Genomic DNA, 14,058 nt, shown 5'->3' with positions numbered 1-14,058 from the left:
ACGCTATTTTCTGGGCATTTGGTTGGCGCTTGTATCGATTCGCGATATATTAAGATGTGTGAAGCATGACTTATAACAGGTGAGGCAGGGTTTAATAATAGAACTTAACTCTAGAAAAGATGGTTAAAATGACTCTAGAATTGATGGATAACAAAGTAAAACGTCGAGACAAACTCGTCATAATGATGGACATAATCGGTATTGCCAAGAAAGGCGTTTCCAAAACTCACATAATGTTCAGGGCTAACCTTAGCTTCAGCCAGCTAAACGAATACTTAGAGTTTTTGCTGAATCACGACCTAATTGAGGTTACATCAGAAGAGGGACGCATGGTGTATAAACCCACGGAGAAAGGATTAGAATTCATGGAAATGCAACAGCAAGTACTCGGCATGCTCAGCGAAAAGAGCAAAAGTTGCGTGAAATTTAATTGTAATTTTGCCCCAAGAAGCAAGCCGTTTGTTTACTCGGCTTAATCTCGTATACCGATTTCTATTTTTTGATTTTTAATTCTAGTTTTTGTTGCTACGCAGCCTGCTTGAGCATTAGTTTTGTTTTTTAGGAGCCCGCTTTTGCAGCTTGTCTTAATTCTTGCTGCTCGGGGAGGAGAACACCGATGTAAAGTTTATTGTTTTGCACCTGAATTTGCTTTGTTTTGCGTTCCGCTTTGTTTGCGCCTGTATAGGACATTATCCAGCCAATCAGGAATAGCGCCGCTGCAAGCGGCAACATAAAGAGAGTGGGGATTTTTTTGGGTTTTTTACGCATGGTTTTGTTACGTTTGTAAATTATTAATAAGTTTTTTTATTATCGACATATATATGTTCGGCAGTTTGGGTTTATTGATTTGTTTTTGCCATGTTTTGTTTTGGGATTTGTTGTTTTTGATGGTTTCTTGGTTACGGGCACGTGCTTTTTTGCGGTCGCATGTCATTTTTGTGTATATGTGAATGTTAGGAAGTGTTATTCCGTGAACAGCAAATACATGTGCTGTGAGGCTTAGCCGTGACTGAAATTAGTGCTTTAGTGGAGAAAAATGAAGCAAGGCGAGTTTGGATTTACGTGCTGCCTGAAAAAACAAGTTCTAATTCGCAAAGTTCAATTCAGGCCATTCCCGTGTTGAGCGCGCAACAGTTGGTTTGTAGACGTAAACCGAAAAGACCTAGCAAGTTGTAGGCGTTTGGGTTATCGGCTGGTTGCGTAAATCATCAAAGCGCTTAAAGCTAAAATTACAATCAATTCGATATTTGTTTGATAAGGCTTAACAGTTTCTTGCACCGAGTACATCTAAACTGCAACGTGACTTAGCACGGTTGATGTTTAGCTTCCCTACGGAAAAACCGACGCATGCGTGCGTGTTCCAGCGAAGGGATATATCCGTTGCACGAGCTATCTTAACCTTTTTAATCCGTGCCAAATCATCATATTGCACAAGCTAACAGAAGGATATGGAAGTTTCCTGAATTCAGCCAACATTTCAATTCTAACTGAAATAATGTGTTAAACAAAAGAACGAAAAAATAGTGCGTTAGCACCATATTTCTTGTTGAGCTTACCGCTACCAAAAGTTATTTATAGTGAAACCGACCCAATTAAAAATGGGTTTTTAGAGTATTATTCTTTTGATATTTTACTCTTTGAGCCTTTATAATTTGGGAGAAAAGAAAATGCTTATAACTAGAAATAAGAGCGTAGCAATCGCAACTATTATTCTGCTCATGCTTTCGATGGCAGCTTCAATCATGCTGATTCCTGCTAATGCGCATACTCCTCCGCGGACTGTACACACTTATGCATATATTGCGCTATCACCCAACCCTGTTGGCGTAGGGCAACAAGTAATCGTAGTGTTTTGGGTTTCACCCAATCCTCCCACAGCAACAGGTCTCGGAGGTGACCGATGGCGCGACATGACAATCACGATCACCAAGCCTGACGACGCCAATGAAACGCTTGGACCATTTTATTCTGACCCAACAGGAGTAGCTTATACTACCTACACGCCTAACCAAGTAGGCGAATACAGATTCTTCCTTAATTACCCTGGACAAGTGATGTCTCTTACTGGTCCTACTGGATTGCCCGCCAACCTGCCTGACTTGTTGGCAAGAGGCGGAGACCAGTGGGTAAACGATACATTTCTAGGCAGCACCGCAACAGAATACCTCACAGTACAGGAAGAACAGATACCGAAAATTCCTGACACACCGCTTCCAACGGAGTACTGGACACGACCAATTGAAGGACAAAACAGTGCTTGGGCAACTATCGCATCCAACTGGCTAGGAGGAAGCCATATCGGCGGGTACGCGAATCTTTGGCAGAAATACGGCACAGCCCCCAATAGTCCGCACATAATGTGGACACGTCCAATAGAGACTGGAGGAATTGTTGGAGGAACCGGCGACATTCCAGGCATAGGTCCAGACGTAGGCTTTTATTCAGGCGGTTCGTATGAGGGCAGATTCACCAACGCAATGATAATGTTTGGAAGGCTATACTATGCTGAACCTCTAGGTCACTCAAACACTGGCGGCGGATACACTTGTTTAGACTTGAGAACGGGCAAAGTGATGTGGCATAGGGACGACATCGCATACACTACTGGAAATACTTCGACTGGTGCGCCAAACACAATTCTTGTGCCCGCATTTGGGCAGCTCTTTGATTATGAATCACAAAACCAACACGGCGTCGTCGGCGGCATACTTTGGGCACTTTCCACCGAAGCAGGAGTGCGCATTTGGAGTGCCTACGATGCATTCACTGGAAAATGGCTATTTAATGAAACCAACGCACCCATCTTTACAGGTCGGACTGGCGACCAGGAACAAAGTGTACTATATTACACTCCGAAGGGCGAATACATACGTTATGTACTAAACTATAATAGAACCGCGCGTTCAGGGTGGCTTGCTTTATGGAACAACACACGCCAAAACGTCGGATTAGAGCTGGTTGACCCAGGAGGAGGAACAGGAACAAACGCTTTTCAATGGAGACCTAACGGAAAATCAGTTAACATGAGCAATGCATATTCATGGAACGTAACAATAACAGCTGATTTATCAGGGCTCTCAGCACCTATCATAGTTGGTGCAATTCCAGGTGATATCATACTGGGAACAAGTTCTACATTTAACGCTTTTATTGCATATGGCGCTGGCACACCAGATCCCTATACTATATGGGCGATAAGCGACAAGCCCGAATCTAGAGGGCAACTATTGTGGATTAAAAATTACACAGCTCCAACAGGCGACGTTACTAGGTCGTTTTCATTAGCACCGATAGATACTGTGAATCGTGTCTTCTTTATGAGAGACATGGAGACAATGTCATGGTTAGGATACAACTTGGACAACGGCAATCTACTGTGGGGACCATTAACGGGAAACAAGCGTGCATATTCATACTTTGGCAGTGGCTTAGGAGCTGGCCCAATAGGCTGGCCAGCGTATGGCAATCTTTACACCCAAGGCTATGGCGGAGAAATAGTTTGTTATGATGGAAAGACTGGAAAAATCCTGTGGTTATACAACAACACGTATAGCGGTATTGAAACAGCATGGGGCTATTATCCAATCTTTATCGGTGCCATTTCAGACGGGAAAGTCTATGCTTTCAATAACGAGCACTCACCTAACTATCCACTCTATAAGGGCGAAAAAGTTTACTGTATTAACGCAACTACAGGCGAGGAGATCTGGACTCTACTGGGGTGGGCTGGTCAAAGCGGAGGCCCAGGCACGTCGACTATGATTCAGGCTGAAGGCTATTTGGCATACTACAACTATTACGACAACCAAATCTATGTTATCGGCAAGGGACCAAGTAAATTAAATGTCAATGCACCTAGCGTTGGCGTGACAACCGCAACTCCAATAACCATCAGCGGTACTATAACTGACATTTCCGCTGGTTCTCAGCAAGATGCGGTATTGTCAAACTTCCCCAATGGTCTGCCATGCGTATCTGATGCAAGCATGAACGGTTGGATGGAATACGTCTATATGCAGAAGCCTTGCCCAGCAAACGTTACTGGTGTTCCAATCACAATTGACGTCATAGACTCCAACGGCAACTACCGAAACATCGGCACAATAATAAGCGACGGCAGCGGCACCTTTGCTTTCACATGGACGCCTGACATACCTGGAGACTTCACTGTAATCACTACTTTTGCAGGTTCAGAATCATACTACCCATCAAGCGCTGAAGCACACTTCCACGCAGCCACTGTTGCACCAACAGCGTCGCCACCTCCAGAGATTAGTTTGGAACCTACTCAAATGTACGTGCTTGGTATGGGAATCGCAATAATAGTTGTGATAATAGTCATCGGCGCATTGATTCTGCTGGCTCTTAGAAAACGACCATAGAGTGAAGCAAAAAACTTCACTTTCCATTTTCCCTTTTCTTTGTTGAAGAAACCCAAGAATCATGTTAGTGTTGAAACAACAATGTCAAGTTTTCAGTTTTAATTTTTCTTGATTTTGTTGCGGGCTTAATTTGTTTGATAAGGCTTAATAGTTTCTTACACCGAGTACATCTAAATTAAAAACGTGACTTGGCATGGTTGATGTTTGGCTTCCCTACGGAAAAACCGATGTATGCGTGCGTGTTCCAGCCCGAAACCTGCTTGGAACCATCGAGCCTAAAGAGCATCAAGGGGCACCAGATCCAAAAGCGGAAGTAGAGCGAGCCTTAAAAGAACCCATCAATTCTAAGCGTTTAAGCGAGATGGTCACGCCTGAGAGCAAAGTTGCCATCGTAGTAGATGATGCTACTCGCAAAGCCCCAAGCGAGAAGATGCTACTCCCAGTTCTGGCTGAACTAAACAGTGCAGGCGTAAAAGACGAAAACATCACCGTTATTTTTGGTTGTGGAACGCATCGGGCAGTTACGCCCCAAGAGGCGGAAGAACTCCTCGGGCAAGAAGCACTCAAACGGGTAAAAACTATCAGCCACTGTTGCACTGGCAACGATATGGTTTACGTGGGCACAACCAAAACCCATGGCAACAAGGTGTTTGTGAACCGAGTTTTCGCTGAGGCAGACGTGAAAGTGCTCCTCGGCGATGTTGGCTATCACTATTATGCGGGGTACGGCGGAGGCAGAAAAAGTGTCATGCCAGCAGTGTGCGGTGAAGAAACCATAAAACACAACCACGCCATGCTCCTGCAAGCAAACGCCAGAACAGGCATTTTAGAAGGCAACCCCGTGCACGTGGACATGACTGAAGCAGCAAAACTTGCCAAAGTCAACTTCATCGTCAACGTGGTCGAAAACAAACAAGGCGAAATCGTCAAGGCGTTCGCTGGCGACTTGGAAGCAGCTTTCATGGAAGCGGTTAAACTCGTCGACGAAATGTACCGCGTCACAATTGACCGCCGAGCAGACATAGTCGTAGTAAGCGCAGGCGGACACCCAGCAGACATAAACCTCTACCAAGCCTACAAAGCATTGGACAACTCGTTGGATGCAGTTAAGCGCGGAGGAGTCATCATTCTAGTCGCGGAGTGCCGTGATGGGCACGGTCACCAAGTGTTCTACGACTGGATGACAAGACTAGGCGACCTCAAAAACGTCGAACGAGAAATTAAGCGCAACTTTGTCATGGGCGGACACAAAGCGTACTACCTGCTAAAAGCACTACAGAATCACCAGATAATTCTGGTTTCTTCCATGCCAGACTACTATGCAACCAGCATATTCAAACTAAAAACCGCACGCGCCGTAAACGACGCGCTTGCCGAAGCGTTCAAGATTGCAGGTTCAGCTGCAAGAGTTTGGGCTATGCCGCAGGGCAGCTACACGCTACCGATATTTAAGGCGCCCGAAGAAACCCAAACTTAAAGAAAAACTTACTTTTCATGACCTTTTGGTGGTTGATGGAATATAAAGCGTAAACTTTAAGTCTGAACGGTGAAACTTGGTAAGCAAGGCGAAATGATGCAACAAACCTACAATCTACGCAAATTCGTCCCCGACGACCTACAAAGCGTTATGCAAATCAACCGCGTCTGTCTACCAGAAAACTACACGGACTTCTTCTTTATCGATTTGCATCAGCGTTTTCCAGAAACCTTCATTGTTGCCGAAGAAAACGGAAAAATAGTTGGCTACATCATGTGCAGAATAGAAGTTGGCTTATCAAACTACGGTTTAGGCGGCTTAATACGCAAAGGACACGTAGTCTCCATTGCAGTTCTGCCACAGAGCAGACGCAAAGGCGTTGCCCACGCACTGATTAAGAAGGCAATGGAAGGCATGCAGTATTACAAGGCTAAACAATGCTTCTTAGAAGTGAGGGTCACCAACGAGCCAGGCATAGCACTCTACAAGGGCTTAGGGTTCGAAGTCACCCGAACAATTAACGGCTACTACTCAGACGGCGAAGACGCCTACGTGATGACCAAACGACTGTAAAATTAAGACAACAGAAGCAAAATATAGGTTAACGTAAACTTTTAACTATATGTCAAGCGTTGACCCAGCAATTTTCATACTCTTCCAAGTCGGCTTACTAATTGTTGCTTCTTCGCTCGGCTCAGAACTATTCAAAAAACTCAGGCTCCCTGGAGTAATCGGCGCCATCTTAGTCGGGCTGTTCATCGGCGGTCCAGGCGGACTGGGGCTCGTCACCGACTTGACAGTTATCAACTTGCTCGCTGTGCTGGGGTCGGTGCTGATTTTGTTCATGACAGGGGTGGAGTTTGATGCATCAGCCTTCTGGAAGGTAGGCGCCAAAGCATTCCTACTAACAACAATCGGAGTAATCCTATCTGTAATTTTTGGTTATGGAATTGGACTTGCATTAGGTTGGTCATGGCAAGCCGCCATTCTTTTGGGCGCAGTTTTAGCTCCCAGCGGAACCAGCGTAATAGCCGCCATCTTAAGCGCTGAGGGCAGAGTTGATACAAAAGCAGGCTCTACTCTGATGACGGCAGTTATACTTGATGACATCGAAGGCATCTTAATCCTCACCATCGTGTTAGGAGTAATCTCAGAGGGCACCTTTTCAGGAATCAACTTGCTTGAGGTTGGCGTAGTTGCCACCATGTTTATTTTTTCCTCAATATACATAGGCACCAAAATATTCCCAATAATGATTAAGAAATTTCAACGCGTAATCTCTGACGAGGTAATTTTTGTTATACTGCTGGGTTTAGGGTTAATACTGGCTTTCGTTGCAACACAAGTAGGATTAGCGGCTGTTACTGGCGCTTTTATAATGGGCGCTATCATTCCGCATGCAAAAATTGGTGAAAAACTTGCCAACAGGCTGTTTATGATGAAAGAAATTTTTGCAGCTGTCTTCTTCACCAGTATAGGCTTGGTGATTAGCCCAGTAGGCATGCTAGCGGTTCTCCCCATCGGTTTACTAATTCTCGCAGTCGCTCTGCTGGCAAGGTTTGCAGGCGGCTTCGTAGGTGGACGTTTAGCAGGGCTTAAGGGTAAAACATTATGGACAGCAACTATCGGACTTGCAGTGAGGGCAGAATTATCGTTCATTATTGCTTATGAAGGTGTGGCGATGGGAATTGTAGGCACCGACTTCTTAACGCTAACTGCAATCGCCGTAATCGGTTCTATGATTGTGGTTCTTCCGCTCTTCTCAAAACTGCTTAAAAAAGATGAAGGCTAAATCCAAAGCGCGCAAGCTGAACATCTGTTGGTGCCAAGCCGCAGTCACATACACTTAAGATTCGTGCTTGCCCATGTTTTGGTAGGATGTTTTTTCTTGGAGGTGACATCATTGCCCAAGGCAAAGATGAGCGAAAAAGACAGGCAAGAAGCGCAGAGAGATGATATTACAGAGGTTGACCAAGAAAAGATTCTGAGGCATATGCCGAAAACCGAGCTTGTAGAAACGAGGGAGTCTCCTGAAGACTAAACTCTGCCGATTTTGTATTTTGGCGAAAGGATTGCTCGCCTCAAAGCCAGCTGCACGGCTAAATTCACCGCTAAAATCAAGCCTAACAACCCATAACGTGCGTCAGTCGCAAGCACTGCAGTGTCAACAAATACTTGAAAGTTCTGTGCACCCGCCACCAAGTTCATAACACTCATGCCAAGCGTCAGTAACGTTAGCGGTATGGCAGCATAAAAAGAGATATTCTCTTTTAGTTTAAACAGCAAAACGTACGAGAACGCCAATGTTGGACCGTAAAATGCGAAGGCGCCCAAGATGCCAAGTGGCCAACCCAGCGGATTTATCTCAATAGCCAAGCGCGTTACGTCAATCGCATAAACTGTCGTGATTATATCAAACATCCAGAAAGCTAAGGCGACGCCTTGAAAAGCAAAAAGCAGGTTCCTCCAGTTCACTTTTTCGTCAATCGCCCTCTGTCGGAGGTTGTTTAGCTTTAGCATGGTTATGCTGGTCACTGGGATAAGTAGAATAAGCAGGTACATTAGTCCTAGCCATGCGTCGCCGCCATGGAATAGTGCAATGATGTTAAAGACCCAAACCAGTCCAGTGGCGACTAGAAAGCCTTGGGCTAGACTCTTCAGTGACCCCATGTACTTTTTCTCCCCCTATTTATGCCCTAAATAGCTCTACCTACATAACCTTTATTCCCAAAACCCAACGCTAACCCACCTGTTCGACAACGGAACAATTATAAGCAAACTCCCATCACGCTAAAAGCAAGGAGGAACACTATGCCAAAAGTTACGTTAATGACAGAAAAGAAAAGAATAGCGCTCATCGCGCATGATAACAAAAAGCAAGACATGTTGGAGTGGTCAAAATACAACATTGGCACGCTAAAAAAGCATGAACTCTACGCCACAGGCACCACAGGCAAAATTCTAGAGCGGGAATTAGGCTTAGATATTAACATACTGGAAAGTGGACCTCTAGGTGGAGACCAGCAAATCGGCGCACGCATAGCAGAGGGCACAATCGACTTCTTGATTTTCTTTTGGGACCCGCTTGCTCCTTTGCCCCATGACCCAGACGTTAAAGCGCTTCTGCGAGTGGCAGTGGTGTGGAACATTCCGATTGCTTGCAACCGTGCCTCAGCTGACTTCTTGATTTCATCTCCGCTTATGTGCCAAGATTACCCGCGCAGGCTACCAGATTACGAAAGCTACAGACAACGACTAAATTAAAACTTCTATTTCCACATTTTTCACAGCTAGTAAATTGTTAAATATCGCCCGAAACTTAATTTTATGGTGACAGAGGTGATTTTTTGTCGTTTTTATCGGCGCTACAGATAGCAATCCCCACTGACCCCACCACGCTTCTCTGGATACTAATCATTCTAATAATCATCGGCTTAATCGCAATCATAATCATTGGCTTTCTGTTTGCCTTCCCAGTCGCAGCATTAGCAGCGATTCTTGTTTGGTTCCTCACCGGCGGAGACCTGTTCTGGACAGCGGTAACGTTCCTCGTCGTCGCTTTGATTTCAGCGGTTGCAGGCAGAATCTGGCGCGCGACATATCATCCCAGACACAGGCACGAGCACATCGATTAGATTCCAAAAATTCCTTAGCCGTTCAGAGCCGTTAGCCATTTTTCTTAGAAATATATAGATAGTTAGACCTATTCTTATCTCTCAAAGCTTCAGTGTACAATGCGCTTGAGGTTAACGAATGAGCCGAATCCATGAGCACGTTAAAATCCCAAAAACTATGTCAACCCAGCATCCTGATAATGCCAATGCTCCAGAGTGGAGCGAAGACGAAATAATCGACGGCAACGTAGAGGTCTATGAAGCCTTCTACGCCTACAAGACGCTTGGCTGCCAAGAAGTCATGTGGGATGCCGAAGGCAAAGACGTTGACACCCGAGTAGTAAGAAAGCTACTGCAGAAGTACTGGGATTTCTTTTCAGAACACGTTATCGGAGAAGACGTTTACTTAACTTACCGAATTCCAAACCCCAAAATAGAGGGTGCAGAGAAAAAGTTCCTTGTTGAAACGCTCCAAAACATTCCCATCGCCTACGATGTGGCGACTCTGGTTTACAAAAGGGAAGTTGCGCCCATTTTCGAGGTAATTTTGCCCTTCTCTACAGAAGCTAAAGACCTCATTATGCTTCTTAACTACTACAAAAAAGCCATCGTTGGCGACGAAGAGCTGACACTGCATGATAACACGAAAATAAAGGATTGGTTAGGCACATTTAAGCCGAGAACCATATCGATAATCCCGCTAATGGAAGATTTTGACAGCGTACTACAAATAGATAAAATCATCAACCCCTACATTAAAGCCGTTAAACCGAAACATCTGAGAGTGTTCATCGCAAGGTCTGACCCAGCCTTAAACTACGGCTTAGTCTGCGCCGTCCTCTTATCTAAAATTGCCCTCAGCAAACTCAAAAACACAGAAAAAGAGAGCAACGTGACAATTTACCCCATCATCGGCGCAGGCTCAAAACCCTTCAGAGGACACCTCTCACCAGAAAACATCGACAACTTCATAGAAGAATACAAAGGGCTATCCACTGTAACGATTCAGTCAGCCTTCCGTTATGATTATCCCACGGAAAAAGTTCAAGAATGCATACAAAACCTAAACCGCAGACTACCCAACGGTCAACCAACACTCATAGACCACGAAGAAGAACAACAACTCGTAGGAATAATGGAAAAATTCAGAGTGCAATATGAAAAAGAAATCGAAGCCATAGCGCCCCTCATAAACAGCATCGCCGCCTACGTGCCCCAGAGAAGAGCACGCAAACTGCACATTGGACTCTTCGGCTACAGCAGATGCGTTGCAGGGGTATGCTTACCCAGAGCCATCGCGTTCTCTGCCGCCCTCTATAGTGCAGGTATGCCTCCAGAATTCATTGGCATGAAAGCCCTAACCGCATTGAACAGCAAACAATGGTCTCTGTTGCAGAAGCATTACCTAAAAATGGAAGACGACTTGAAAGTAGCGGGCGAATTTGTCTCTTGGAACAATATTGACATGCTGATGGAAATGAGCCACAATGTAGCAAAAAGAGCAGGTATGACTGAGGAGAAACTAAAGGAAGCCTTATCAAACACCAAAGAAGACCTCAAAACAGTCGAAAAGTGCCTCAACATTAAGCTGGGACCAAAAGGTATTGACCAGCGAAGACATGAAAACTTTAGCAACAACTTCCTATTGTCATTTCTGCAAAAAGAAGACTCCGAGGCAAGAAAATCACTTGTAGAGTCAGCTAAGCTTAGAAAATGCCTTGGCTAAAAAAACCTAACTCCTTTAAAAAATTAATAGAACAAGGAAAGGTTATGCTGTTTTTGGCTTAGCCTTCTCAACAGCACTATTTAGACTTGTCATTTCAGCATTTGCTTTACGGATTAGGTCAGCGATGGTTTCTTTTGTTGGAACTGCTGCTCCGATGGACAGCGCCATTGCTTTTTGGTGCGCTTGTTGCAGTAGCGGTTTGATTGTTTCTTTCGTTGGGTAACTGATGCTTAGTGCCAATGCAAAAGCTTCTTGGGTGCTTGATTCAAGGCTTTTCTTGGTTGCGTCAATGTCTAAGGTTAGTTGGCTACCATCAATCATAAGACCATTATCGAAAATCGCCCGCATAGAAATGCCGAGTTCAACTGCTTTAATGCCCAGCTTAGACAGCACACCTGCAAGGCGCTCGTTTATGACTTCACCTTTGCGGACAACTAGCGTGTCTTTGCTAACCCAAACGCTGCCCGACTCAATTCTTGTGGGCAACCCAACAGCGTTTAATTGGCTAATAACTGGACCTGGAGGCTGACCTGTGTTTCCAGCTGGAATAATCACATCGTCAGCGGCTATGTCTCCTGCCTTGGCTGTGGTTTTTACTTTGCCGCGCTCCAGCATAAGCGCCAGTTTGAATGGGTTAAGGTCTGAGAACAAGAAAACGTTTGATCCGTCCAAGTATTCTTCAAGCTTCTTTAGCTCAGCTTGGTTTAATTCTTCGATGGCTATCTTCATCAGCGTATTCTTTAGAACACGGAGACGTACTTTGCCAGCCATGCTTTTCTTTAGCCCTTGCAGTTGGGAAGCGCGAACCTTTTGCAGGCTAGCTATGCCGATGGATTTGTACTCTTTTAGTATGTCTTTTATTTCTTCTACTTCGCTTGATTTTTGCTCTAATACTTGTTGGGATGGCATGATTTCTCTACTCATTACGGTTTAATTTTCACTGGCTCGCCCATGGAAGTCTTGATGAAAGCGTATTTCACGTTTTTCAATCCTCGCTTTAGTTTTCCATCAAGAACACGCAGAACAGTCATAATGTTATCGACAAGTTCTTCATCTTTCATCTGCTGGGAGCCGACAGAAACTTGAATGATTGGTTGAGCGCGCATTCTAACAACCACAGTTTTACGGTGCTTGTTTAGCAAAGCCGAAATATCAGCGTTAGGAGGAACAGGAACGGGCAGTTTTCCTCGAGGACCCAAAACTGGACCAAGAATCCTGCCGACAAGCGGCATTAGAGGAGCTTCAGCAATGAAGATATCATAGGTGCTGGCAAGTTTGCGCAAATCTTTCTTTTTACCCGCTAAACCTTCCAAATCAGCGCGGTCTAGGACAAAGTCAGCTTTAGCATTCTTGGCTTTGAGTGCGAATTCTCCAGAAGCAATAACACAGACCTTGTTTGGTTTACCTGTAGCGTGAGGCAGTTCCACTACCTCTTGGATTTTGCCTTCTGGCGCCTTCATATCAATCTCGGTGATGTCCAAGATTAAGTCTACTGTCTGATTGAATTTCCTGTCGCCAGATTTTTCTTTTGCCTGTTTTAATGCTTCGGATATTGTCTTGTTGTCTAGGGGCATTTTTAAGCCTCGTGCCAATGAGGGATTGGAAACCCATTATAAAAATATTCGCTTATCATTTAGCCAGTACCGAATAGGTTTTCGTAGTTGCCAGCATCTATCTCTTTTTGGACTTCTCGGGGGTCTTTGCCCTCAACGGTGACGCCCATGCTAACGCAGGTACCCAGCAATTCTTTGGTTGCCAACTTGATGTTCGGGGCTAATAGCTGAGGACTTTTGATTTTTGCTATCTTCACCAGTTGCTCAACGGAGAGGTCACCGACTTTAACGGTGTTTGGGGTTCCTGAACCCTTCTCAATTTTAAGTTCGGAAACGATTAATGCTGATGCTGTAGGTGTACCGACGCTTACTTCGAAGGTTTTGTCTTCTTGGTTAACGCTGATTTTTACTGGAACTTTCATCCCAGCGTAGTCTTTGGTTAACTCGTTAATCTTGTTGACAACAGCCATGATGTTTATGCCTAACGGGCCAAGAGCTGGACCCAAGGGTGGACCTGCATTGGCTTGTCCGCCGTTTACGAGCAATTCTACAACTTTTTTCTCTGCCATTTTCTTGTTTCACCTTTATGCTTTTGCTTTTTCTACTAGTTTTACATAGTCTGAATGGACTGTGATTGGCAAAGTGAACGTTGCTTCGAGCAACTCAAGCGTAACTTCGCCTTTTGACTTGTCAAGCCTTGTGATTTTGGCTCGCATGCCTTTGAACGGTCCACCTGTGATTTCCACAACATCGTCCTCGTTGAGGTCTTCCATGACTGGTTTGCGAACAATGTACCGTTCAATTTCGCTAAAACTTACAAGACCAGGGATTCTGGAGCGCACATGCCTCACGCCAGCGATGGCTTCTTCCACTAGGTGTGGTCCATCTGCTTCTATGAATACGTATCCTTTGAGTGTGTCGGGAACAAGAAGAGCTTTGATTGGAATATGGGTCATTTCTACTTTAGAAGCAATTAACCGTGCCACGTTGCGTTCTTGCCCTGTGGTGGTTTTGACTACAAAGATTTTGGTTTGAGCTTGCTCTTCTTTTTTCTCCATAAAAAGTACCTTCTAAACACCCTGTGTGAGTGTTGTGGCGATTAGTTTGATGACAAAGCCGATTAACCCTACTACACCTATGCCGAGGAGACTGATTTTTATCGAGAGCCACAGCTCTTCTCTGTCAGGTTTGGAGGCTAATTTTAAGGTTCTTGCCGCCTGTGTAAGCCAAGATTTTATTCCCATATTTACCGCACACTCAAGATTTCACTAAGGAATAATAAACGTTGCTGTAACTTTTTAGTTTA

16 protein-coding genes are annotated in these 14,058 nt (G+C 44.8%); 9 read left to right on the top strand and 7 right to left on the bottom strand.

The window, feature by feature from the left end:
• The first annotated feature begins 128 nt into the window (after positions 1-128).
• Positions 129-476 carry a hypothetical protein gene (locus NWE95_07755; protein ID MCW4003789.1) on the top strand — a complete coding sequence of 116 codons (348 nt, stop codon included), beginning with the start codon at positions 129-131 and terminating at the stop codon, positions 474-476.
• A gap of 82 nt (positions 477-558) precedes the next feature.
• On the opposite strand, the gene NWE95_07750 is transcribed toward NWE95_07755, so the two are convergent.
• The gene (locus NWE95_07750; protein MCW4003788.1) at positions 559-768 is read right to left on the bottom strand and encodes a hypothetical protein; all 210 of its coding nucleotides are present in this window, start codon (positions 766-768) and stop codon (positions 559-561) included.
• An 899-nt stretch (positions 769-1,667) separates the two neighbouring features.
• Here NWE95_07750 and NWE95_07745 point away from each other — a divergent pair.
• The 5 genes from NWE95_07745 (at position 1,668) to NWE95_07725 (ending at position 7,900) form a co-directional block, all read left to right on the top strand.
• A complete protein-coding gene (locus tag NWE95_07745) occupies positions 1,668-4,382 on the top strand; it encodes a PQQ-like beta-propeller repeat protein (protein ID MCW4003787.1) in 2,715 nt (904 codons plus the stop codon).
• A gap of 193 nt (positions 4,383-4,575) precedes the next feature.
• The gene (gene larA, locus NWE95_07740; GenBank protein MCW4003786.1) at positions 4,576-5,859 is read left to right on the top strand and encodes a nickel-dependent lactate racemase; all 1,284 of its coding nucleotides are present in this window, start codon (positions 4,576-4,578) and stop codon (positions 5,857-5,859) included.
• 93 nt (positions 5,860-5,952) lie between these two features.
• A complete protein-coding gene (locus tag NWE95_07735; GenBank protein MCW4003785.1) occupies positions 5,953-6,432 on the top strand; it encodes a GNAT family N-acetyltransferase in 480 nt (159 codons plus the stop codon).
• Between the two features lie 49 nt (positions 6,433-6,481).
• Positions 6,482-7,651 (top strand): cation:proton antiporter, encoded by a 1,170-nt coding sequence (locus NWE95_07730; protein ID MCW4003784.1) that lies wholly within the window; start codon positions 6,482-6,484, stop codon positions 7,649-7,651.
• Positions 7,652-7,762: 111 nt separating this feature from the next.
• Positions 7,763-7,900, top strand: coding sequence for a hypothetical protein (locus tag NWE95_07725; protein ID MCW4003783.1), 138 nt, complete (start codon positions 7,763-7,765; stop codon positions 7,898-7,900).
• Here the strand turns inward: NWE95_07725 and NWE95_07720 are convergent.
• The gene (locus NWE95_07720; protein ID MCW4003782.1) at positions 7,897-8,529 is read right to left on the bottom strand and encodes a hypothetical protein; all 633 of its coding nucleotides are present in this window, start codon (positions 8,527-8,529) and stop codon (positions 7,897-7,899) included. The two genes, NWE95_07725 and NWE95_07720, sit on opposite strands and share 4 nt — an antisense overlap.
• Positions 8,530-8,670: 141 nt before the next feature.
• Between NWE95_07720 and NWE95_07715 the strand changes: the two genes are divergently transcribed.
• From NWE95_07715 to ppcA, 3 genes are all read left to right on the top strand, one after another.
• Positions 8,671-9,123 carry a methylglyoxal synthase gene (locus NWE95_07715; GenBank protein MCW4003781.1) on the top strand — a complete coding sequence of 151 codons (453 nt, stop codon included), beginning with the start codon at positions 8,671-8,673 and terminating at the stop codon, positions 9,121-9,123.
• 83 nt (positions 9,124-9,206) lie between these two features.
• Positions 9,207-9,494 (top strand): hypothetical protein, encoded by a 288-nt coding sequence (locus NWE95_07710; GenBank protein MCW4003780.1) that lies wholly within the window; start codon positions 9,207-9,209, stop codon positions 9,492-9,494.
• Between the two features lie 118 nt (positions 9,495-9,612).
• On the top strand, positions 9,613-11,199 hold the full coding sequence (gene ppcA, locus NWE95_07705) for a phosphoenolpyruvate carboxylase (GenBank protein MCW4003779.1): 1,587 nt from the start codon (positions 9,613-9,615) through the stop codon (positions 11,197-11,199).
• A 42-nt stretch (positions 11,200-11,241) separates the two neighbouring features.
• Here the strand turns inward: ppcA and NWE95_07700 are convergent, their stop codons facing one another.
• Genes NWE95_07700 through NWE95_07680 form a run of 5 tightly spaced genes read right to left on the bottom strand, consistent with a single transcriptional unit; the run spans position 11,242 to position 13,996 of the window.
• Positions 11,242-12,108 carry a 50S ribosomal protein L10 gene (locus NWE95_07700; protein ID MCW4003778.1) on the bottom strand — a complete coding sequence of 289 codons (867 nt, stop codon included), beginning with the start codon at positions 12,106-12,108 and terminating at the stop codon, positions 11,242-11,244.
• Positions 12,109-12,122: 14 nt separating this feature from the next.
• Positions 12,123-12,773 carry a 50S ribosomal protein L1 gene (locus NWE95_07695; GenBank protein MCW4003777.1) on the bottom strand — a complete coding sequence of 217 codons (651 nt, stop codon included), beginning with the start codon at positions 12,771-12,773 and terminating at the stop codon, positions 12,123-12,125.
• Positions 12,774-12,832: 59 nt separating this feature from the next.
• Complete coding sequence (locus tag NWE95_07690) at positions 12,833-13,321, bottom strand: 50S ribosomal protein L11 (protein ID MCW4003776.1); 489 nt, start codon at positions 13,319-13,321, stop codon at positions 12,833-12,835.
• Between the two features lie 15 nt (positions 13,322-13,336).
• Positions 13,337-13,810: a transcription elongation factor Spt5 gene (locus NWE95_07685; GenBank protein ID MCW4003775.1), complete on the bottom strand. Its 474-nt coding sequence runs from the start codon at positions 13,808-13,810 to the stop codon at positions 13,337-13,339.
• A 12-nt stretch (positions 13,811-13,822) separates the two neighbouring features.
• A complete protein-coding gene (locus NWE95_07680; protein MCW4003774.1) occupies positions 13,823-13,996 on the bottom strand; it encodes a protein translocase SEC61 complex subunit gamma in 174 nt (57 codons plus the stop codon).
• Positions 13,997-14,058: the final 62 nt, after the last annotated feature.

It is taken from the genome of Candidatus Bathyarchaeota archaeon, assembly GCA_026014725.1.
GTDB lineage: Archaea > Thermoproteota > Bathyarchaeia > Bathyarchaeales > Bathycorpusculaceae > Bathycorpusculum.
This window is presented reverse-complemented; position numbering and strand designations above follow the sequence as displayed.